We start from the raw sequence: 20,883 nt of genomic DNA, 5'->3' as shown, positions 1-20,883 counted from the left end.
GATCTTGTTTTAGGTCTGGTACCGGTATCAGATTCTCTGTACAGTCAGCCGACAACCGGGCGGGCCAGGTCGCAGACACCCCCACGGCGCGGATCCGAGGTGCCACGGCACCGGTGGTCCCTCTCCTCTCACGAGAGAAAGGAAGCCCATGCGCTCTCGCGTACTGACGACGTTCGCGGCAATCGCCGGGACCTCGGTGCTCACACTGACCGGCTGCACCGGCGGCGGCACCCCGGCGAAGGCCCCCGCCGCCGACGCCGCCGCGAAACCGGACTACTCCGGCACGCTGAGCATCCTCACCAAGTTCGCCGGCGAGCCGCTGGAGCCGTACTTCGAGAAGGTCGCCGCCGACTATGAGAAGGCGCACCCCGGGGTGAAGGTCGAGCTCATCCAGGAGACCGACCAGAGCATCAAGGACAAGACCAAGACCCTGACGGCCTCCAACGCCCTGCCGGACATCTACTTCACCTGGACCGGCAACTGGGCGGAGAACTTCATCCGCGGCGGACGCGCCGCCGACCTCACCGACGTGATCGGCCCCGACACCCCCTGGGGCAAGACCTTCGGCAAGGGGTCGCTGTCGGCCTTCGCCTACGACGGCAAGTACTACGGCATCCCGCTCTACAACAACGGCAAGTTCATGGGGTACGACAAGGCCGCCTTCGACAAGGCCGGGGTCAAGGTGCCCACCACCTTCGAGGAGCTCATCAGCAGCTGCGCCCCGCTGCGCAAGGCCGGCTACGAGCCGATCGCCTTCGGCAACAAGGACGGCTGGCCCGCCCTGCACTACCTGCAGCAGCTCTTCGCCTACAACGTGCCGCCCGCCACCCTCCAGGCCGACCTCAAGCCCGGGACGGCCAAGCTCGACGACCCCGGCTACGTCACCGCGCTCAAGCAGTTCAAGACCCTCGTCACCCAGTGCACCGACACCGGGACCGGCACCAACGGCGTCCTCTACAGCTCCGCGCAGGAGGCGTTCGCCGGCGGCAAGGCCGCGATGTACTACCAGGAGATCCTGGAGTTCGACAACGCCACCGCCAAGGGCAAGCTCGACCCCGCCGAGTTCGGCATCTTCCCGCTGCCCGTCCCCCAGGGCGCCGCGGGTGACGCGGCGACGCTGGAGGGCGCGCCCGAGGGATACCTGATCAACGCCGCCTCACCGCGCGTGCCGCTCGCCGTCGACTTCATGAAGTTCGTCACGAACCAGGAGAACGCCAAGACGCTCTCCGCCCCGCCGTACGGCCAGCCCAGCACGGTCATCGGCGCCGTCACCACCGACACCTCCAGCAAGGCCGTGTTCGAGGGCATCGAGGCGGTCAACAACGCCCCGAGGCTCGCCGCCTGGCTCGACACCGTGACCGTGCCCGAGGTCGCCGACGCGTGGCTGTCCGGCGGCGAGGCGCTCATCACCGGCGGCAAGACCCCCGAGCAGGTGCTCGAAAGCGTGCGCCAGGCATCGGCGTCGGCCAAGTGACCCGCCCGCACACGAGCCGCTCGGTGTAAGGAGAGCATGCCGGTGCCCACCATCGTCAAACGAGCGCTCGGGCTCGCGTGGGTCCTCCCCGCGCTCGCGCTGGTCGGGGTGTTCGTCTACTTCCCGCTGGCGGAGAACCTCGGGTTCAGCACCCTCAAATGGGACATCTACAGCGGAAGCCAGGAGTTCGTCGGCCTGGAGAACTACCGCAAGCTCGTCGACGACCCCGTCTTCTGGAGGTCACTCGGCAACAACGTGATGTACGCGGTGGTCTCGATCGCCTTCCAGGTGTGCGGCGCGCTCGTGCTCGCCGCGCTCATCGAGGGCATCCGCAGCCAGCGGTGGCAGCGGATCCTCCGGTCGATCTACTTCATCCCCTGCGCCATCTCGCTGACCGTGGCGGGCCTGCTGTTCTACTTCATCTACGAACCCAACCTCGGCCCGCTCAACCACCTGCTGGAGGCGGTGGGACTCGGCGACCTCAGCCGCTCCTGGCTCGGCGAGGAGAGCACCGCGATGCCCGCGATCATCGCGATGAGCCAGTGGCAGGGCTTCGGCTACTCCACCCTGTTGTTCGCCGTCGCCATCCAGCGCATCCCCGCGGAGATCTACCACGCCGCCGCCCTCGACGGCACCGGCCCCGTCCGCCGCTTCTTCCACGTGACGGTCCCCCTGGTGCGCGAGATGACCGGCCTGATGATGATGGTCACCATCTCCGGCGCGTTCCAGGTCTTCAACGAGGTCATGGTGATGACCGGCGGCGGCCCCGACAACTCCAGCCAGGTGCTCGGAACCTGGCTCTACCGGAGCGGCTTCGTCCGCAACGACTTCGGCTACGCCGCCGCCATCGCGACGGTGATCTTCGTGATCACGCTCGCCATCGCCGTGGCACAGCTGTGGGTCGCCAACAGGAGAAGGGTGGAATGGTGAGCCGCATCGGCTTCCTCGGCGTGATCGCACGCGTCTTCCTGTGGGTGTTCCTGCTCGGCCTCGCCGTGGTCGTGGTCTACCCGCTGCTGTGGATGGTGCTCAACGGGTTCAAGACCAACTCGCAGCTCTTCGGGAACCCCTTCGCCCTCCCCGTCGACTGGAGCTTCGAGAACTACCGCAAGGCGTGGAACCGGGGGGTGAGCGACTACCTCACCACCAGCGTGCTCGTCACGGTGACCTCGACGGTCGCCACCGTGTTCGTCAGCGCCTGGGCCGCCTACGGCCTCACCCGGGTGAAGATCCCGTTCAGCGGGTTCGTCACCGGGACGATCCTCGGCGGCCTCATGCTCGCCCCCAGCGTGGCGCTCGTCCCGCTGGTGAAGATGTTCCAGGCGATGGGCCTGTACAACAGCTTCTGGGCGCTGCTCATCCTCTACACCGCCTTCCGGGTGCCCTTCACCACCTTCCTCATCCGCGCCTACATGCTCGACCTCCCCCGCGAGGTCGACGAGGCGGCCGAGATGGACGGCTGCGGCCGGTGGACGGCGTTCTGGCACATCATCCTGCCGATGTGCAAGCCGATCATCACCTCGACGGTCCTGCTGCACATCCTCTTCGCCTGGAACGAGTACCTCTTCGCGATGATCTTCACCAGCGGCAGCGGCGTGCAGACCCTCCCGGTCGGCCTGATGAGCCTGATGAGCAAGCACGGCACCGAGTTCCCCGTCGTCTTCGCCGGCATGACCATCGCGGCGATCCCGGTCATGCTGCTGTTCTTCTTCGGCCAGCGCTACATCGTCAAGGGCATGGCCGACGGCATCGGCAAGTGACCGGTCCCGCCGTACGGCGTCGGCACCGCCGTACCGCGGTCCCGGAACCTTGGACCCGGGACGGCAGACCTGGGACGGCGGTCCTGGGACGACGGACCCGGGACCGCGGACCCAGGACGGCGCCGCGCGGCCGGAGGACGATGGCGGGGCGGAACCCGGCCCGCCCCGGAACCCGGCTCCGAACCAGGTCCCCGAACCCGGTCCGCGCCGCACCCCACACGACAGGAGCACCGATGACCCTCTCCCTCGGCCAGATCACCGCCTCGAACTTCTCCTACCAGCACCAGCCGTTCGAGCGGTTCCTCGACGACGCCGCGGCCCTCGGCCGGGAACACGTGGAACTGTGGGGCATCGCGCCGCAGTTCCACGTGCCGCAGGTGAGCGACGCCGAGGCGCGAGCCGTCCGCCGCCGCCTGGAGTCGCGCGGCCTCACGGTCCGCTGCCTGACCCCCGAGCAGGTGATGTACCCGGTCAACGTGGCCTCGCCCGTCACCTGGCTGCGCGCCGCCGGCATCGGCATGTTCCGTCGCGCGGCCGAGCTGTGCGCCGAGCTCGGAGCCGAGCTGCTCCTGCTGACCCCGGGCCGCGGCTTCGAGAACGAGCCGGTGGAGGCGGCCTGGCGCCGCTCCGCCGACGCGATCGGCGAGATCGCCGCCTACGCCGCCACCCTCGGCGTGACCTGCGTGCTCGAACCCCTGCAGCGCGTGGAGTCGAACCTCCTCAACGACTCCCGGGCGCTCGCCAGGATGATCGACGAGGTGGGCGCGGCCAACCTCGGCGCGGTGCTCGACACGGTGGGCATGGCCGTCGCCGGCGAGAGCGTGGACGACTACTTCGACGCGCTCGGCGACCGCGTCCGCCACGTCCACCTGATCGACGGCCGGCCCGCGGGCCACCTGGCGTGGGGCGACGGCGAACTGCCGCTGGCCGACTACCTCGCCGCCCTGGACCGCCGGGGGTACCGGGGCCGTATGACCTTCGAGCTCTTCGGTGACGGCACCTACGCGTTCGACCCGCGCCCGGTGGTGGAGCGCTGCCTGGAAGCCGTACGCGCCGCCCTCCCCACCCCGGACACCGCCCCCGGCCGCCCCTGAACCGGACCGCCTCCCCGGCGGGGAAGCGGCCCGGCGGGAGAGCGTTCGGAGACGGAGCGGTTCGGCGGGGGCCGGTTCAGTGGGGGCCGGTTCGGCGGGAGAGCGGCTCGGGAGGTGACCGGCCCGGCGGGGGAGCGGTTCAGCAGGAGAGCGGGGAGGAGCTCAGGGCCACGTCGTCGTACCAGATCGTGTCCTGGTCGCCCCCGTAGCTCTCCCAGCCCAGCCGCAGCGTCGTCGGACGCGGCGCGGTCGTACGGCGAAGCCACTGGGAGTCGACGTCCTGCGTGGGAACCCCGTCCACGCGCAGCCCGGCGACCTCCTGGTCGTCCACCAGGGTGCGGATCGACTGCCGGGTGGTGTCGATCTCGTACCGCAGGCAGACCCAGCGGCCGACCGGCAGCGGGGTGCTGAGCGCGACCCCCGCCGGGCTCTGCTCGGGAAGCGTGGCGTCGTCGGACTCGCGGTTCCACTGCAGCGCCCCGTTCTGGCCGCCGACGCGCAGGTCCCGGCCGCCGTCCCGGGAGTCCGCCATGGTGATCATGCTGACGTGCCCGGCAGGCAGGGCCGTCGTGTGCCGGACCCACATCCGCGCGTGGACCACGGGGCCGATGGCGGAGACGTCCCGGGTGGTACCGGCGAAGACGTGGTTGCAGTACCCGCCGCCGCCGTTGATCCGCAGGGACCTGCTCCCGCCGTGCGCGACCGAGGTGTCGATCACGGCGGTGCCGGAGCCGGAGCAGTTGGGCGTCACGACCTGCCAGTCACCGGCCGGGACGCCCGCCTGGTCCTCGAACCCCGAGCAGACCGCCGCCCCCGCGCACCCCGACCCGCCGGTCGGCGTCACCGTCGGCGTCACCGTCGGCGTCACGGTGGGCGTGACGGTCGGTGTCACGGTGGGTGTCGCGGTGGGCGTGGCCGTCGGGGTGACGCTCGGGCTCGGGGAACCGGTGCCGTTGCAGGGCACGTCGTTGAGGGTGAAGTCGGCGGGCACCGGGCCGGCCGCCGTCCAGGTGCCCTGCAGGCCGAAGTCGGTGGTCCCGCCGGTGGGCAGGGAGGCGTTCCACGAGACATTCGTCGCGGTCACCGTCGTGCCGCTCTGCCCGACCTGCGCGTTCCAGGCGTTCGTCACCCGCTGGTCACCGCCGAAGGTCCACCGGAGTCGCCAGCCGTTGACCGCCGCTCCCAGGTTGGTCACCTTCACCTGGGCGGTGAATCCGCCCTGCCACTGGTTCACGGTGTAGTCCACCCGGCAGCCGGTGTCCGGCAGGGCCGCCGCCGGGCCGGCCGCCGACGCGGCGAGACCTCCCAGCACCAGCGCCGCCGAGACGACGACCGCCCGGAGCCGGACGGCGAACGAAGCGGGAAGCGCCATGACATCGCACCCTTCGGACTCGGCGAACCGGGACGACGACGATGTTTCGTACCGCGCCGCCCGCCCGTCAACGCCCGCCCCGCCCCCGGCGCGTCACCGGACCCCGACCGACGCCGGGACCAGGGGTTTCTCCCGGGCGGCGAGTCCCGCCGACCGCCTGCCCGGTGAATCTTTCAGCCGTACGGTCCACGCGGCTGAGCTGTACGGATCCGCCATCCAGCCGTACGGCCCGCGCCATCCGCTCATACGACCAACGCGGTCGAGCCGTACGGTCCGCGGCTCCCCGCTCGTACGGCTCGCGAGGCTGAGCCGTACGGTCCGCGGCTCCCGGCGGTACGGCCCGCACGGCGCCGGCCACCGCACCCGCCCTCCTCCCCGATGCTCATCTCCCCTGCATCCGCGTGCCGTACGGTCCTCAACTCCCCGTCATCTGATCTTGTAAAGGTCGGTTCCCAGGCCACCTCACCACCCCGAGGAGACCCATGTTCCGACGACCCGGCCTTGTGACCAGGATCGCGCTGGCCGCCGTGACGGTGACCGCCGCGGTGACGGCCGCCGTACCGTCCCCGGCAACGCCGACGATCTCGGCGGCCCTGACGGCCTCGGCGGCTCCGGCGGTCGCCGACGTCGCCCACCGCGGGGCGTCCGCCTACGCGCCCGAGAACACCGTCGCGGCCTTCGAACTGGCCGCCAGGCAGCGCGCCGACATGTTCGAGCTCGACGTCCAGGAGACCGCCGACCACAAGCTCGTCCTGATGCACGACACCACGCTGGCCCGCACCACCGACGTCGAGAAGGTCTTCCCGGGTCGGGCGCCCTGGAGGGTCGGTGACTTCACCCTCGCCGAGATCCGCAGGCTGGACGCGGGCTCGTGGTTCTCCGTCGACTACCGGGACGAGCCGGTGCCCACCCTCGGCGAGGTGCTGGACGCGATGGCGGACAAGGCCCTCGGTCTGCTCCTGGAGGTCAAGGAACCCCGGCTCTACCCGGGCGTCGAGGCCCGCGTCGCCGACGAGCTGCGCGACCACCCGTCGTGGCTGAGCCCCGGCCGCCTCGTGGTGCAGTCGTTCGACTGGAACTCGATGCGGACGTTCCACCGGCTCATGCCGGAGGTCCCGATAGGCCTGCTCGGCACCCCGCCGATCGCGGACCTTCCGAAGCTGGCGGAGTACGCCGACCTGATCAACCCGCCGTACGGCGGGCTCACCCGCGACTACGTCCGCCGCGTCCACTCCCACGGCATGGGCGTCCTCACCTGGACGGTGAACGACACCGCGGTCGCGCGCCGCCTCGTCTCCTACGGCGTGGACGGCATCATCACCAACCGGCCGGACGCGATGCGGCAGGTCGTCGCGCGGTAGGGAGGCGCCGCCCCGGTTCCCGGAGTCCTCCGGCGAGGCGGCCCGCACGCGTCCCGGCGCCCACCGGAACACATCGGCGCACATCGGCGTGCACCGACGCGTATCGACATGCACCGGCGCGCACGGACCGCCTCGCGGGCCGTCTCACAGACCACTTTCAGGGCCGGCCGGCCGGGCGACGGCTCGGCGAACCGCCGGACCGTAGGGCCGAGGCCGCCGGCCCGCCGGATCGCCATGGCACCTGACGCGGCCTCAGGCCCGCCGCAGCCGCTCGATGACGAACCGGACGCGCTCCTCGACCGGCGCGCGGGGGAGCGGCACCGGCTCGTAGCCGTACTCGGTGTAGGTCGCGACCATGGACTCGCAGGTCCGCTCGGCCTCCTCGTAGGACTGCCTGCGCTCGGCGTCCCGCCGGTAGATCTCCGGCCAGGGAGGCGCGACGAACACGCTCCGATGGTAGCGGAACCCGAGCGCCGCCGCGTGGACGTGCTCCGGGACGGGAAGCCCCTCCAGACGCAGGTAGCCCACGATGTCGGGGATCCCGCGATCGAAGAAGACCGGCGCCGCCTCCGCCGTACGCGTCATCCCCTCCGCATTCACCGCGTCCGCCGCCTTCTCCGCACTCACCGTGTCCGGTGCCGCCGCCGAGGCCATCCGGTAGGAGCGCAGCTCCCAGCCGAGCATCAGCTCGGCGAACAGCTCCCGGTCGGCCCAGGGCAGCGCGCGCCCGCCGATCGCCACCTGGTCCTGGATGACGCCGCGCCCCGCCTCGCACGACCGCGCGAATCCGGCCTCCTGCAACCGGTCGATCAAGGTGCTCTTCCCGGCACCGGGACCCCCGGTCACCACGACGTACGGCTGGACCTCGGATCGGTCCCCGTCCATGTGCACTCCTTCCGTCGTCCGTCGCGATCACTGTGTGATCTTCGCCCCCGAAGATGATCCGGTGAACATCGACGAGATCCGTCTCCGCGTCGAGGAACTGTCCCGGGGGTTCGGAGCCCACGCGCCGGACGTGGTCCGCGGCGAGCCGCCCCAGGGCGTGGACTGCATACTGCGCAGGCAGGGGAGGAACCAGGTGATCGTCGTCGGTCCCACCTTCGACGCCCTGCCGGAGTACGCCCGGGACACCGACCTGGCATGGGCCGTCACGGCGTCCGATCGCGCGTACCTCCGGAAGGAAGGCGTGCCGACCCGCGTCTCGGTCGGCCTCGGCACCCTGGTCGGCCTCGTGTGCGCTCCGCTGGTCTTCCTGTTCGACTCGCTCGTCCCGGTCGCGGTGACGGCCCTGGCGCTTCTCATTCTCGTCGTGCTGCCGGTCATGATGCGGCGGCAGATATACGCGATGGACCGCCGGGTGGCCGAGGTCTGCGGGGAGGAGTCGATCCACCGCGCCCTGCGGTACGTGCAGGAGCACCCGCCCCGGACGCGGGGGCTGTACCGGCTCGCGCTGAAGCTGCAGCCATCCCCGGAGAGACGAGCCGCCCGTCTGCTCGCCGCCCGGCCATGACCGCCGCCGGGATGAAGACTCCGCGCGGAGCGGAACGGCGGTGCCCGCGGAGCGCCGCTCCCGTGGCATCCGGTCCCACGGCACGCGCGACCTCATGAGAATCGAACTCCCATCCCTCGTCAGCGTCAGCATCAGCCGAAGGAGTCGCCGATGTCCGTACGCCGGATCGTCCCCAACGTGCAGTCCGAGGACCTGGAGGAGAGCGCGAGGTTCTATGGTCTCCTGGGCTTGGAGGAGGTCATGAACCACGGCTGGATCATGACCTTCGCCTCCCCGTCCGCTCCCACCGCGCAGGTCAGCGTCATGACCGGCGACAAGACCGCGCCCGTCATCCCCGACATGAGCATCGAGGTGGACGACGTGGACGCCGCCGTGCGGGAGAGCGGCGCCAAGATCGTCCATCCGCTACGGGACGAGGAGTGGGGAGTCCGCCGCTTCTTCGTCCGCGACCCGAACGGCCGCGTGGTCAACGTCCTGGGACACCGGTGACCGGTTCGGTGGCGGAACGCCGGCGCGGCGGGGCCGAATCAGCGAATGCGGGGCGTTCACCATGTGCCCTGAAACCATTGTCCTACGACTGAGCCCTGACAACTCCCGACACGGGTGCACAGGCGATCCCTTACCCAGGCCCGAGCCGGGGTCCGGCAACGACGGAGAGCGCTTTACGCGGTTTCCCGCGTCGGCCAAGGGGGCGACTCGTCACACCGAGGAGTCCGCCGTCTACCTTGTTGTCCGGAAAGCGTCCAGGTTGCAAGTGGAAGCGCATCGCTGCCGAAGACCGGTGCGATTCACTCATTCGACGTCACCTCGTCAAGCCACAACCGGCGGCTGAAGCTGCCCCGATCGGCCCGCTTGTGATGTGCCGCCTCCCGGACCTCCTCCTCGGAGAATCCGAGCGTTTCGGTGAGGGCCGCCAGCACCTCGTGGATGTCGGCCAGTTCCCCCAGTCGATCATCGGGCCCGGCCTGTCGCAGCTCCTCAGCCTCTTCGGCGAGCTTGGCGGTCAGCGCGGGGATCACTTCCCACTCGTCAAGGACACGCACTCTGGCCGTCTCGCCGCTGGCTTCGATGATCTCCGGGATCCGATCGCGGACCAGCTTGCCGTACTTGATTGTCCGTTTTTGCATGAAAATGTCATCCTCCTAGCGGATACTCCGCATGTGGATTACCAGCGTGGCGTGATCACCGGTGAGAGCGTATGGCGTGCCATCGTCTTGTACGGTGCCAACTCGGCCACCTACAAGTTCGCCTTCGGTGCGACTTTGCTGGAGATCGCCGCCACCGGTCGTGACCACGTCACGCTGGATGAGTTGGCGCCGCGGTACGCGGAACTGCTCTGTCAGGCCCTCCAGCGCCAGCCCCGGCAAGGCACCTCCGGCCGCAGTAAGTTCCTGGACGCCTGCCGCGCGTTCAATACCGGTGACCTCGACCTCGACACACTGCGCCGGCGAACCGTCCAGCTCGGCTTCGTCAATGTCATCGACGCCTTTCCCAAGCTCGGCGGTGAACAGGCGCCGGTGCGCTACTACGAGGACCGGCGTAAGAGCCCCGCCCCGGGCCTGGTGCTGCGCGACGAGCTTCTCGAACTCGCCCGATCGGTGCACGCCCCCGACCTCGACGCCGAGACCGCAGCCCGGTGGCGGCTGGTGGAGACGGTATGGGCGACCGGCGTGTCCGGCGCCCTCCTCGCTTCCTCGCCGTCCTCGACACCCTCGCTGGTCTACGACTCCGGCACCCAGCACCTGGTCCTGCAGGCCGGGCATCGCCGTAAGAGCGTCACCGGAGTCGTCGCGGCCCTCAACGGATATCAGGATGGCCGCTGCGCCTACTGCAACCAGCTCATGGCCCAGGAGCGAAGCGGACCCATCGTCGAGCACGTTCTGCCCTGGAAGCTGCTCACCCGCGACTGGAACGGCCCCGACGTCGACGCCGTCTGGAACCTGGTGCTGTCCTGCGAGCCCTGCAACGTCGCGAAGCGGGATCGAGCACCACACGAGTCCTGGATGCCGTGGCTGGAACAGCGCAACAACGACCTCATCGAATCGCGTCATCCGCTGCGCGACGTCCTCATGGCCCAGACCGGCGCGACCGCGGCCCTCCGGCGCGCCACTCTCAAGGGCGCCTACCGAAGGGCGACGGAACTGCTGCCGATCGTCTGGACACCGCCCATGGGCACTCACATGGCATGAAGCCTTGCCGCGCCTCCAAGCCAGGAGTGAGTTCGTTCTGATTTGCCGGGATCATTGAGTTCAGGTCGCTGTTCGAGGTGATGCAAATCTGTCGAACATTGACCAGAAAGTAACGGAAAACCCGGGTTGCGACGTGGAGATTGCCGCTGATTAACGCTGTGCGTTCAGGTTGCTTGACCTACCCTTGGCGGAGACGTGTTGCGAGTACGCGCCTAAGCAGCCTATCCTGAGTCCATTGCTGCCCGCCGTTCTCCGGAACTGGCGGGCCTTTTCATGTGAGGTGCTCGATGGCGAGCGGAGCCCCCCTCTCGGCATGCATGGTGATCGACTACCAGAACATCCACCTCACGGCCGACGGCCTGTTCGCCCCCTATGGGACACACGTCAAAGACACTCTCGTGGATCCCCTCGCCTTCGCCGAGCGAGTCCTGGAGGTACGCGCCGAGCTTCAGACCCTTCCTACGCCGAAGCTTGTGACCTTGGCTAAGGTCCATGTCTTCCGGGGTTCTCCAAGTAACGCTCGGGAGCCCATCCTCTACAGCGTGACCCAGCGGCACCGGGCTGAGTGGACTCGGGACGCGCGCGTCCAGGTGACCTACCGTCCGCTGCGCTACCCGGCCGACTGGGGGCAGCGATCCTGTGTCGAGAGGCCTCGGGAGAAGGGCATCGATGTCATGGTCGCTCTCGAGGTGGTCCAGCTCGCGCAGTTCGGCCGATACGACATCGTCGTCCTGGCCTCCCATGACACGGACCTGGAGCCGGCGCTGGAAATGGCGGCTGGGGTTGGGCGCGTCAAGGTCGAGACTGCGGGCTGGCAGGGGGCAAGGCGGTTGCGACCGTCGGGCCGGTCCCTGTGGCATACCGCGCTGAGTGGTGCAGACTTCGTCAAAACACGGGACCGGCGCTGTTATGACCGGTGATGACGGGGTGTGCCCTGTCTGGGCATGGCCGTCACTGTGGGATCTCGCAGGTGCATCGTCGACGCGCCGTGACCGGTGCCGCGGCGAACCATCCGGCCACCGCCTGCGTTCCGTCCCAGTGGGGATCAAGGACCCTGGCAGCCGAGGTAACGGCAACAGAGACAGTTAGAGCGACCATGCATGACCAAGCCTGGTGACTCTCAACCATGGCGCCTGCTTCCCGTCGAATCACCCGTAACAGAAGAACCAAGGGCAAATGTGACCCCAGTGTCATAAAGATCCGCCATGGTGGAAGGGTGCGAACGTGGCTCGGTGATCAGGTCAGGAAGCGGCTGAGCACGTTCAGCCCGATCGTGCCCTCCATCGCGCAGTGTGCCGTCGGCTCCGCGCTGGCCTGGATCGTCGCCGTTCATCTGCTCGGCCACGCCCATCCCCTCTTCGCGCCCATCTCCGTGATGATCTGCGTGGGCGTGGGGCTCGGGCGGCGGCTGCGCAGGGTGGTCGAGCTGGTGGTCGGCGTCAGCCTGGGCGTGGGCATCGGGGACCTGCTGGGGTCCTGGATCGGTTCGGGCCCCTGGCAGATGGCGCTCGTGATCGCACTGGCCATGACCGTCGCGGGGCTGCTGAGCAGCGGTGAGCTGTTCGTGTCGCAGGTCGGGTCGTCCGCGGTGCTGGTCGCCATGCTGGTGCCGGGTGAGGACGTCGGCGGGCTGGACCGGATGGCCGACGCGCTCACCGGCGGCATCGTCGGCATCGTCGCGGTCGCGTTACTGCCCGCCAGCCCGCTCGCCATCGCGGGCCGGCACCTGTCCGGCGTGCTCGACGCCCTCTCCACCGTGCTGGAGCAGGCCGCGGAGGCGATCGAGAAGAACGACATGGACATGGCCGCCGAGGCCCTGGAGTGCGGGCGCAGGACCCAGGAGGCGGTCGAGGAGTTCGAGGCGGCGTTGGAGAACAGCAAGGAGATCATCATGATCTCGCCGCTGCGCTGGCACCACCGGGCCCAGCTGACCAGGTACGAGACCGCCGCCATGCCGGTGGACCTGGCGCTGCGCAACGCTCGCGTGCTGGCCCGCCGTACGCTCGCGGCGCTGGGGGAGACCAGCCCGCCGCCGGTCGTGCTGGCCGACTCGTTGCGAGAGGTCTCGGAGGCGGCGCTGCTGCTTCAGCTCGAACTGGGGGCCGGACGCGAGCCGATGCTGGCCCGGCAGGCGCTGCTCGCCGTCGCCGAGCGGGAGCGGCCCACGAACCTGGGCTTCTCGGCGAACGTCACCCTCGCGCAGCTGCGTTCCATCGCCGTCGACCTGCTGGAGGCGACCGGGATGGACCACGACGAGGCCTCGGCCGCGCTGCGCCCGCTGAACGAGCCGAGTGATGAGAGCGGCGGCGGGGTGGATGAGCCGAGCGACGGGAGCGGCGGCGGGGTGGATGAGCCGAGCGACGGGAGCGGCGGCGGGCTGAGCGAGTCGAGTGACGAGAGCACGGGCGGACGGCGCCGCTAGGTTCCGTTCCGCGAATCTCCACCCGGCCGGCCGCGGCGGGCGGGGAGATCCGCGGAACAGAACCGGGACCGGTCGCCGGCCGCGACGCCGGTCGTCAGGCGGAGCGGACCGGCTGGCGGAGGATGGTCCGCATCTTCTCCGGATCGGTCTCCCGCACGTCGGACAGGTAGATCTCGTGGTGCAGGCCGTTCGGGACGAAGCTGGCGTCGCGGATGTGCGCCTCCATCCGGGCGAGGGTCTTCGGCTCCTCGGCGTACGGCCCGCGGTGCAGCGCCTGCACGCACAGGCCCTCGGTGAAGGTGACGAGCTGCACCCGGGCGGCGGCCGGATGCCGCGCGGCCTCACGCGCCTCGTCGACCCACGCGTCATCCCACACCGTGCCCACCGGGCCGTCCGACGTCACGTCAACCGGGTCGTTCCCGGCAACGCCCGCCGCGTCGGGCAGCCGCAGGAACAGGTGCCACCACCACTCCTCGCGCGGCACGTCGAACGGCGGGCGCTCGTCCTCCACCCACCACCGGCCTTCGAGACAGGGCAGTTCGAACAGCCGCCCGTGGCGGGCCGCGACGCCGATCAGCTCCCCCGCGACGGCGTACAGCGCTCCCACGCTCGTGCCGTAGACGGCCCCTCCCGGCTCGCCCTGTCCTGTGATCGACAGCGCGCGTACGGGGCCGAACTCGACCACTTCGGGATCGTCGGCGGCCGAGTACCAGTTCAGGCTCATTCGGGGTCCTCCAATTTGATCATCAGGTGTGTCACCAGCCGGTCCGGTGACGTGGTTCTGGGGTCGGAGACGTACACCTCGTGCAGCGGGCCGTCGGGCGTGTGCCCGCGCTCACCCAGCCAGGCGAACAGCGCGTGCGTGGTGAGGGATATCTGGTCGTACGGCCCGACATGGGTGACCGAGGCGTACAGGCCGCCCGGCAGGACGTCCGGAGAGGTGCCCGGGACGTCCGCGGACGTCTCCACCGCGATGGTCACGGCGATCTCCCGGGTGAGGTCGAGCGGGAACAACCCGATCGGCGTCCCTGTCGGCCCACCTGTGACGCCCACGGTCCCTTCCGGCCCGCCTCCGGCGCCCATGGCGTTCACGGCCGCCATCAGCCGGGCCACGTTCGCCGACGTGACGGCGCCGATCCGCTCCTGCGACGTGGTGTCCCGTACGGTGGCCACCCGCCGGGCGGGCTCGCGGACGACGGTCACCTCCGAGCGGGGCAGGCCGTGGGAGAGGATGCGTTCCAGCGCGGCGAAGTTGCGCTCGCGGCGCGCCAGGTCGGCCTCCATGCGGTCGCGCACGCCGCCGAGCGCGTCCGTCCCGTCGGACAGCACCCGCCCGATCGACGGCAGGGGCACGTCGAGGGAGCGCAACAGGCCGATCAGCAGGGCGGCGCGTGCCTGGTCGGGCCGGTAGTAGCGGTAGCCGCTGTCCGGATCGACGTGGGCGGGGGCCAGCAGTCCCAGCTCGTCGTAGTGGCGCAGTTGCTTGACGCTGAGCCGGCAGAGCCGGGCGAACCGCCCGATCGGCAGGTATCCCTCGTTCACGTCTTCAGCATGGAGGCTCCCACGGTGGGAGAGTCCAACCGGACCGGAAGGCCGATCGGCCCGAGGCCGTCCCGGACGGCCTTCCGGCCCGTGCTTTCCTCAGAGGGGCTGGGTCAGGTTGACCATGTTGCCGTCGGGGTCGTGGACGTGGGCGACCCGCTCTCCCCACGGCATGTCGTTCGACGGGCCGAGCACGCGCCCGCCGGCCGCCTCGACCCGCTCCAGCAGGCCGTTGACGTCGTCGACCTGCACGCTCAGTGCGAACCGCTGCGGCGTGGACAGATCGACTTTCTCGCTGACCAGGCCGAGCTCGGAGTCGCCCAGCCTCAGGCCCACGAAGAAGACGGGGCCGTCTTCCGGGAAGCGGCGCACCTCCACCGCGCCGAGCAGCCGCTCGTAGAAGGCCTGCAGCCGGGGCAGGTCGGGAGTGATGATGATGGGCTGGACGGTCGCCATGGCCGCTCCTTCGTTCGCTTCATGTCACTGTCCACGGTGGTACGGCGTGGCGCAGCGAAACTCATCGGTGGGGCGAGAACGCTCGTGGCGACGCGGAAGTCATCGGTGGGGCGAGAACGCTCGTGACGGAAGGGCCGCAGCGGAGGCCGGGAACCTCCGCGGCGGCCGGGGCGGAGCGACCGGGAGCGTCGGCGGCCGGGGACGCGTGTCAGCCGGAGACGTTCGCCGCGGCCAGGGGGGAACCGGCCGAGGCGCCGAAGAGCGGAAGCAGCCGGTCGGCGCCCAGGTAGGTGGTGCTGCCGATGACCAGCCCCTCGGACACGTCGAGGACCACCAGCCCGAACGGGACGTGGGCGCCGCCGGGACCCGGCCTGGTCTGCCAGAACGCCGGCGAGCCGTTCGCCGCGACCGGAACGAGGCGCGCCCCCTCGCAGGACGACTCCGGGGCCAGCAGCACCCGCCTGATCCGGTCCCGGCCGCGCAGCCACCAGACGAAGGGCGGCATGGACAGCATCGCGTCCTCGTGCAGCAGGGCGACGAGCGTGGCGACGTCGTGCCGTTCGAACGCGGCGCAGTAGCGGGCGAGCAGCTCGCGCTGGGTGGGGTCGGACGGCCGGAACGGTTCGCCGGGCCCGGTGCCGACCGCCCGGAGCGTCGACCTCGCCCGCTGCAGCGCGCTGGTCACCGACGCGACGGTGGTCTCCAGGAGGGTCGCGACCTCCTCCGCCTTCCACCGCAGCACGTCGCGCAGGATCAGCACCGCCCGCTGCCGGGGCGGCAGGTGTTGCAGCGCGGCGACGAACGCCAGGCGGATCGTCTCGCGCAGTACGGTCAGCTCCTCCGGGTCACCGTCCGGCGGCAGCACGAGGGCGTCCGGAACGGGCTGGACCCAGACGCTTTCCGGCGCGGGCCGGCCGATGCCCGAACCGGCCTCCGCCGCCGGGCCGAGGTCCATCGCCAGCGCGCGGCGCTGTGCGCTGCGCAGCATGTCGAGGCAGACGTTGGTGGCGATGCTGTAGAGCCAGGTGCGCAGCGACGCCCGCCGCTCGTCGTAGCGGTCGAACGACCGCCAGGCGCGCAGCAGCGTCTCCTGCACCGCGTCCTCGGCATCGAAGCCGGAGCCGAGCATCCGGTAGCAGTAACCGGTCAGCTCGGTCCGGAACGGCTCCAGCCGGGACTCCTCGCCGGTCGGCGTCTTGGACATCCCCCGACCATACGCACCGCCACCGACACATCCCGGGGGACGAGACCGATGAGTTCCCGGCTCCGCGCCCGTACACCTGTCGAGACCACGGTACGGACACACATACGGGAGATCGCGATGACCGAGGACGACCTTCGGAAAGCGGTGGCGGCGGAGCGCGGTGAGCAGGCGGAACTGCTCGCCGCCCTGAGCCCGGAGCAGTGGGACGCGCCCACGTTGTGCGAGGGGTGGCGGGTGCGCGAGGTCGTCGCCCACACGACCATGCCCTTCCGCGCCTCACTCGGCAGGACGCTGCTGGAGCTGGTGAAGGCACGCGGAGACTTCAACCGCATGGCCGACCGGTGCGCGCGTCGCGACGCCACGGAACTGCCGCCCGAGAGGCTGCTCGCCTCGCTGCGGGACAACGTCGCGCACCCGTGGACGCCGCCGGGCGGAGGCGCCGGGGGAGCGCTGTCGCACGACGTCATCCACGGGCTCGACATCACGGTGGGCCTGGGACTCGACCGCCGGGTGCCGCCGGAGCGGGTCGCCATGGTGCTGGCCGGGATGCGGCCGAAGAACATAGCGTTCTTCGGAACCGACCTGACGGGGGTCAGGCTGCAGGCGACCGACATCGACTGGAGCCACGGCACGGGGACGCCGCTCCAGGGTCTGGCGCAGGACCTGCTGCTCGTCGTCTGCGGACGGCGCCTGCCGCCGGGCCGGCTCACGGGCGAGCCCGCGGCACGGTTCTCCCGGTAGCCCCGGGGCCGCGAGCCGGGCGGGTCCCCGGGCGCTTTACCGGATGCGCGTCGATGCTTTCAGGCGATAGTTGAAAATTTCACGATCGCGGAGTCCCGTTCCCGGGTGTCCGCCCACGTGACGCGTGTGCCGAGTGCCCGGGGGCCGTCCACCGGACGGCGCGGCGTTGACATACGGTGCCCGAACTCCAAAAGTCTCATGGGAGCGCTCCCACATCCTCTCGGCTCCACATCTGGGGGTCAGACCCGGCATGTCATCACCACGCGAAACGCTTCCGGCCACACCGCGCCGAACACCGGCCCCTGATCCGGTACGACGTCTCCGTCCCACGCTGAGAAAGGGCACCGCCGTGGACATGGTGGTCAAGAACCAGGGACTGTTCCTGGCCCTGTACCGGTTCGTCATGGGACTGCTGTTCGCCTGCCACGGCGCGGCGACCCTCTTCGACGTCCTGGGAGGGCCGGAAGGCCAGGCGCCCGGCGTCGGGCAGTGGCCCTCGTGGTGGGCCGCCGTCATCGAACTGATCGGCGGCATCCTCGTCATCCTCGGACTGGGCGCCCGTACCGCCGCCGTCGTCTGCTCGGGCACCATGGCGTTCGCCTACTTCACCGTCCACCAGGCCCACGCGCTGTTCCCGATCCAGAACGGCGGCGAGAAGGCCGCCCTCTTCTGCTGGGGCTTCCTGCTCATCGCCGTCTTCGGGCCCGGCCGCTGGGCGCTGTCCACGCTGCTGACGCCCTCGCGGACCCTCGCGCACGAGAGGGCGTGACGACCGCGACGGACCACCGCACGGCCTCTCGCACCCGCTCGGGGACGGGCCATCGTACGGTTCCTCGCACCCGCTCGGGGACGGGCCATCGTACGGTTCCTCGCACCCGCTCGGGGACGGGCCATCGTACGGTTCCTCGCACCCGCTCGGGGACGGGCCATCGTACGGTTCCTCGCACCCGCTCGGGGACGGGCCATCGTACGGTTCCTCGCACCCGCTCGGGGGCGGACCACCACACGATCCATCGCACTCGCTCCGGGCGGACCGCGGCCGACGGGGAGCCGCCGGTCCGCCCGGACGCGGGGCCGCCCGTACGGATGACCGATCATGTTCCCGTCGTCCCCGGCGCCGATCGCGGACGCCGGGGGCGACGGTGAGATTCCTCCGCCGTCATCCCGTTGTCAGCCGCGCCCCGGGTGGTTCGTCCGTACAATCCCATCGGGGGTGGGCGATGGCCACGCATTCCACGGGCACCACCGCGTCACCGCGTTCTACACGCACCGCCGCGTCACGTTCCACGGGCACCACCGCGTCACTCGCCGTCGCGGCCGGAGGGACGTGGCTGCTGGTCGTCACCGTCCTGGGAGCAGGCCAGGAGGTCATCTGGCGGAACGGCCTGATATGGGCGCTCGGCGCGCTGGCCGGCCTCTCCTTCCTCATGATCGGGGTCGTGATCGCCCGGGAGCATCCGCGCAACCAGGTCGGCCCGCTCATGATCCTGCTCGGGGTCGCCTGGATCCCCCAGCAGATGCTGTTCCTGCCCGAGGACCCGCTGTGGGCGCTGGCGCTGTGCGGCGTGTGGGCGGGGGTCGCCTGCCACCTGTTCCTCGCCTTTCCCACCGGCAGGCTGGGCTCCCTTCCACATCGGGTGGTGACCGGCCTGGCGTACGTCACCGCCCTCGTGCTGTCCGCGGCCCAGGCACTCGTCCTCCTTCCGCTGCCCGAGCCGCTCCGGCACATCGCCGTCGCGCTCGACGACTCCTCCTGGCAGGCGGCGGTCCTCATCTCCGGCGCGCTGCTCGTTCTCACGGTCAAACGCTGGCGGCGGGCCAGCGTGACGCAGCGCCGGGCGATCGCGCCGGTCACCGGCGCGTCGATCGTCGCCACGGTCGCCTTCACCGGGGACCGCGTGGCTGACTTCTTCCCACCCAACCCGCTGCAGCTCCCCGCGGCGCTCGTCATGCTGGCGGCCTTCGTGGCGGTCCCGCTGGCGTACCTCGCCGGGCTGATGCGAAGCCGGATGGACCACGGCCGCGTGGCCGAGCTCGTGGTCCACCTGAGCAGACGCGAACGGCCGGACACGCTGCGCGACGAGCTGGCCGCCACCCTGCGGGACCCGGGGCTGACCGTGGGCTACTGGACGGCCGAGCAGGACCGCTACGTCGACGCCGACGGCCGCCCGGTCGACCTGGACCCGGGGCCGGGCAGGGCCGTCACCCGCGTCGACCAGGGCGAGGCACCGCTCGCCGTACTCGTGCACGACGCCGCCCTCCTGGAGCAGCCCCTGCTGGTCGAGGCCGCTTGCGCCGCCGCGGCGCTCGCCCTGGAGAACGAGCGGCTCACCGCGGACCTGCGGGCCCGGCTGCGGCAGCTCGCGGCCTCGCGACGGCGGATGCTGCAGTGGGGCGAGTCCGAACGCCGCAGGATCGAACGCGACCTGCACGACGGCGTGCAGCAGCGGCTGCTGTCGGTGGCGATGACGCTCGGGCTGGCCGAGACCGCGGGCACCGACCCCGGGCGGGCCGTGCCGCTGATCGGCGAGGCCAAGGCGGCGGTGCTCACCGCGCTGGACGACCTGCGCGCGGTCAGCCACGGCATCCATCCGCCGGTGCTGACCGAGCGCGGTCTGGCGGGCGCGGTCAAGGAGCTGGCCGCGGTCTCACCCGTCACCGTCACCTGCGACCTGGCGCCGGCCGGGCCGCTGCCGCAGTCCGTGGAGACCGCGGCCTACTACATCGTCAACGAGGCCCTGGCCAACGTGACCAGGCACGCCGCCGCGTCGAAGGCATGGGTACGGCTCGCCCGCCACGACGGCCACCTCCTGGTCGAGGTGGGCGACGACGGCGCGGGCGGCGCCGACCCCGCGGGCGGCTCCGGGCTCGCCGGACTCGCCGACCGCGCCGAGGCCAACGGCGGCAGACTCACGATCGACAGCCCACCGGGGAAGGGAACCGTGCTGAGGGTGGTCCTGCCGTGCGCGTAGCGATCTGCGAGGACTCCACGCTGTTCCGCGAGGGCCTGGCCCGGCTGCTGGCCGAGTCGGGGTTCGCGGTGGCGGCGTGCGTCGACAACGCCGATGAACTGCTCACCCACGTGGCGCAGGACCCGCCCGAGGTGGCCGTGCTCGACATCCGGCTGCCGCCCACGCACACCGACGAGGGGCTGCGCGCCGCGGTCACCCTGCGGGAACGGCACCCGGAGGTGGGGGTGCTGGTGCTGTCGCAGTACGTCCGGGTGAGCTACGCGGTCGAGCTGCTCGGCGGCCGCACCGAGGGCGTGGGCTACCTGCTGAAGGACCGGGTGTCGGACCTGGCGGAGTTCGCCGCGGCCATCCGCCGGGTGGGGTCGGGCGGGTCCGTGCTGGACCCGGTCGTCGTCGAGCAGCTCGTCGGCCGCCACCGGCAGCCCGGCGACCCGCTGGGCCGGCTCACCGAGCGGGAGCGCGCCGTACTGCGGCTGATGGCCGAGGGCCGCACGAACATGGCGATCGCCGAACGGCTGGCCATCGCCGAGCGCACCGTGGAGAAGCACTGCACGAGCATCTTCGCCAAGCTCGACCTGGAGGCGAGCGCGCACGACCACCGGCGGGTGCTGGCGGTGCTGCGGTACCTGAACGCGTGAGGGGCGGGTCCGTGCGGCCTCGCGACATCTGAACGGGTGAGGGGGCGGGTGCCCGTACGGTCACCGGCGGGCGCGCGGTATCACGGCGCCCGGCCGTGCGCGGAGGCGCGGAGGTGCGGATAACCGCACCTCCGGGAGAGTACCAGCC

Annotated in this window: 21 protein-coding genes; 14 read left to right on the top strand and 7 right to left on the bottom strand. The window is 70.8% G+C overall.

The genetic code is table 11. The annotated features are described in order from the left end of the window. The first annotated feature begins 148 nt into the window (after nucleotides 1-148). The 4 genes from ACQP10_RS34360 to ACQP10_RS34345 all read left to right on the top strand — a co-directional run bounded on the left by ACQP10_RS34360 (nucleotide 149) and on the right by ACQP10_RS34345 (nucleotide 4,328). Nucleotides 149-1,474 (top strand): ABC transporter substrate-binding protein, encoded by a 1,326-nt coding sequence (locus ACQP10_RS34360; protein WP_346018803.1) that lies wholly within the window; start codon nucleotides 149-151, stop codon nucleotides 1,472-1,474. 36 nt (nucleotides 1,475-1,510) lie between these two features. Further along, nucleotides 1,511-2,404: a carbohydrate ABC transporter permease gene (locus ACQP10_RS34355; RefSeq protein WP_346018804.1), complete on the top strand. Its 894-nt coding sequence runs from the start codon at nucleotides 1,511-1,513 to the stop codon at nucleotides 2,402-2,404. Next, nucleotides 2,398-3,234 carry a carbohydrate ABC transporter permease gene (locus ACQP10_RS34350; RefSeq protein WP_179825829.1) on the top strand — a complete coding sequence of 279 codons (837 nt, stop codon included), beginning with the start codon at nucleotides 2,398-2,400 and terminating at the stop codon, nucleotides 3,232-3,234. The genes ACQP10_RS34355 and ACQP10_RS34350 overlap by 7 nt, the downstream gene beginning before the upstream one ends. Nucleotides 3,235-3,467: 233 nt before the next feature. Then, the gene (locus ACQP10_RS34345) at nucleotides 3,468-4,328 is read left to right on the top strand and encodes a sugar phosphate isomerase/epimerase family protein (RefSeq protein WP_390000843.1); all 861 of its coding nucleotides are present in this window, start codon (nucleotides 3,468-3,470) and stop codon (nucleotides 4,326-4,328) included. Nucleotides 4,329-4,467: 139 nt separating this feature from the next. Here the strand turns inward: ACQP10_RS34345 and ACQP10_RS34340 are convergent, their stop codons facing one another. Further along, nucleotides 4,468-5,700 (bottom strand): cellulose-binding domain-containing protein, encoded by a 1,233-nt coding sequence (locus tag ACQP10_RS34340; protein WP_433540410.1) that lies wholly within the window; start codon nucleotides 5,698-5,700, stop codon nucleotides 4,468-4,470. 482 nt (nucleotides 5,701-6,182) lie between these two features. Here ACQP10_RS34340 and ACQP10_RS34335 point away from each other — a divergent pair, with 482 nt between their 5' ends. Continuing rightward, the gene (locus ACQP10_RS34335) at nucleotides 6,183-7,061 is read left to right on the top strand and encodes a glycerophosphodiester phosphodiesterase (RefSeq protein ID WP_433540409.1); all 879 of its coding nucleotides are present in this window, start codon (nucleotides 6,183-6,185) and stop codon (nucleotides 7,059-7,061) included. Nucleotides 7,062-7,313: 252 nt separating this feature from the next. On the opposite strand, the gene ACQP10_RS34330 is transcribed toward ACQP10_RS34335, so the two are convergent. Beyond that, nucleotides 7,314-7,946 carry an AAA family ATPase gene (locus ACQP10_RS34330; protein WP_433540408.1) on the bottom strand — a complete coding sequence of 211 codons (633 nt, stop codon included), beginning with the start codon at nucleotides 7,944-7,946 and terminating at the stop codon, nucleotides 7,314-7,316. A 61-nt stretch (nucleotides 7,947-8,007) separates the two neighbouring features. On the opposite strand from ACQP10_RS34330, the gene ACQP10_RS34325 reads away from it, so the two are divergent. Together ACQP10_RS34325 and ACQP10_RS34320 are read left to right on the top strand one after the other, a co-directional pair. Further along, on the top strand, nucleotides 8,008-8,571 hold the full coding sequence (locus ACQP10_RS34325; protein WP_346018809.1) for a hypothetical protein: 564 nt from the start codon (nucleotides 8,008-8,010) through the stop codon (nucleotides 8,569-8,571). Nucleotides 8,572-8,721: 150 nt separating this feature from the next. Next, nucleotides 8,722-9,060 (top strand): VOC family protein, encoded by a 339-nt coding sequence (locus ACQP10_RS34320; RefSeq protein ID WP_346018810.1) that lies wholly within the window; start codon nucleotides 8,722-8,724, stop codon nucleotides 9,058-9,060. 299 nt (nucleotides 9,061-9,359) lie between these two features. On the opposite strand, the gene ACQP10_RS34315 is transcribed toward ACQP10_RS34320, so the two are convergent. Continuing rightward, the gene (locus tag ACQP10_RS34315; RefSeq protein WP_433540407.1) at nucleotides 9,360-9,698 is read right to left on the bottom strand and encodes a nucleoside triphosphate pyrophosphohydrolase; all 339 of its coding nucleotides are present in this window, start codon (nucleotides 9,696-9,698) and stop codon (nucleotides 9,360-9,362) included. Nucleotides 9,699-9,785: 87 nt separating this feature from the next. On the opposite strand from ACQP10_RS34315, the gene ACQP10_RS34310 reads away from it, so the two are divergent. The 3 genes from ACQP10_RS34310 (at nucleotide 9,786) to ACQP10_RS34300 (ending at nucleotide 13,182) form a co-directional block, all read left to right on the top strand. Beyond that, nucleotides 9,786-10,760, top strand: a complete 975-nt coding sequence (locus ACQP10_RS34310) for an HNH endonuclease (RefSeq protein WP_433540406.1) — start codon at nucleotides 9,786-9,788, stop codon at nucleotides 10,758-10,760. 317 nt (nucleotides 10,761-11,077) lie between these two features. Next, entirely contained in the window at nucleotides 11,078-11,680 is a 603-nt protein-coding gene (locus ACQP10_RS34305; protein ID WP_346018813.1) for an NYN domain-containing protein, read from the top strand. A gap of 296 nt (nucleotides 11,681-11,976) precedes the next feature. Continuing rightward, entirely contained in the window at nucleotides 11,977-13,182 is a 1,206-nt protein-coding gene (locus ACQP10_RS34300) for an FUSC family protein (RefSeq protein WP_433540405.1), read from the top strand. Between the two features lie 94 nt (nucleotides 13,183-13,276). Here the strand turns inward: ACQP10_RS34300 and ACQP10_RS34295 are convergent, their stop codons facing one another. The 4 genes from ACQP10_RS34295 to ACQP10_RS34280 form a co-directional block, all read right to left on the bottom strand. Further along, nucleotides 13,277-13,906 carry a GyrI-like domain-containing protein gene (locus tag ACQP10_RS34295; RefSeq protein ID WP_433540404.1) on the bottom strand — a complete coding sequence of 210 codons (630 nt, stop codon included), beginning with the start codon at nucleotides 13,904-13,906 and terminating at the stop codon, nucleotides 13,277-13,279. Then, on the bottom strand, nucleotides 13,903-14,724 hold the full coding sequence (locus tag ACQP10_RS34290) for a MerR family transcriptional regulator (protein ID WP_390000858.1): 822 nt from the start codon (nucleotides 14,722-14,724) through the stop codon (nucleotides 13,903-13,905). Before ACQP10_RS34290 ends, ACQP10_RS34295 begins: the two co-directional genes overlap by 4 nt. 99 nt (nucleotides 14,725-14,823) lie before the next feature. Further along, nucleotides 14,824-15,180 carry a VOC family protein gene (locus ACQP10_RS34285; RefSeq protein ID WP_399501448.1) on the bottom strand — a complete coding sequence of 119 codons (357 nt, stop codon included), beginning with the start codon at nucleotides 15,178-15,180 and terminating at the stop codon, nucleotides 14,824-14,826. Nucleotides 15,181-15,388: 208 nt separating this feature from the next. Continuing rightward, nucleotides 15,389-16,384: a sigma-70 family RNA polymerase sigma factor gene (locus ACQP10_RS34280; RefSeq protein ID WP_346018818.1), complete on the bottom strand. Its 996-nt coding sequence runs from the start codon at nucleotides 16,382-16,384 to the stop codon at nucleotides 15,389-15,391. A gap of 117 nt (nucleotides 16,385-16,501) precedes the next feature. Between ACQP10_RS34280 and ACQP10_RS34275 the strand changes: the two genes are divergently transcribed. The 4 genes from ACQP10_RS34275 to ACQP10_RS34260 all read left to right on the top strand — a co-directional run bounded on the left by ACQP10_RS34275 (nucleotide 16,502) and on the right by ACQP10_RS34260 (nucleotide 20,735). Beyond that, nucleotides 16,502-17,125 carry a maleylpyruvate isomerase family mycothiol-dependent enzyme gene (locus ACQP10_RS34275; RefSeq protein ID WP_399501447.1) on the top strand — a complete coding sequence of 208 codons (624 nt, stop codon included), beginning with the start codon at nucleotides 16,502-16,504 and terminating at the stop codon, nucleotides 17,123-17,125. Nucleotides 17,126-17,480: 355 nt separating this feature from the next. After that, nucleotides 17,481-17,894: a DoxX family protein gene (locus ACQP10_RS34270; protein ID WP_399501552.1), complete on the top strand. Its 414-nt coding sequence runs from the start codon at nucleotides 17,481-17,483 to the stop codon at nucleotides 17,892-17,894. Between the two features lie 451 nt (nucleotides 17,895-18,345). Beyond that, on the top strand, nucleotides 18,346-20,097 hold the full coding sequence (locus ACQP10_RS34265) for a sensor histidine kinase (RefSeq protein WP_433540403.1): 1,752 nt from the start codon (nucleotides 18,346-18,348) through the stop codon (nucleotides 20,095-20,097). After that, complete coding sequence (locus ACQP10_RS34260) at nucleotides 20,088-20,735, top strand: response regulator transcription factor (RefSeq protein WP_179825797.1); 648 nt, start codon at nucleotides 20,088-20,090, stop codon at nucleotides 20,733-20,735. Before ACQP10_RS34265 ends, ACQP10_RS34260 begins: the two co-directional genes overlap by 10 nt. Nucleotides 20,736-20,883 lie beyond the last annotated feature (148 nt).

This window comes from Streptosporangium sandarakinum (genome assembly GCF_050942225.1).
GTDB lineage: Bacteria > Actinomycetota > Actinomycetes > Streptosporangiales > Streptosporangiaceae > Streptosporangium > Streptosporangium nondiastaticum.
This window is presented reverse-complemented; position numbering and strand designations above follow the sequence as displayed.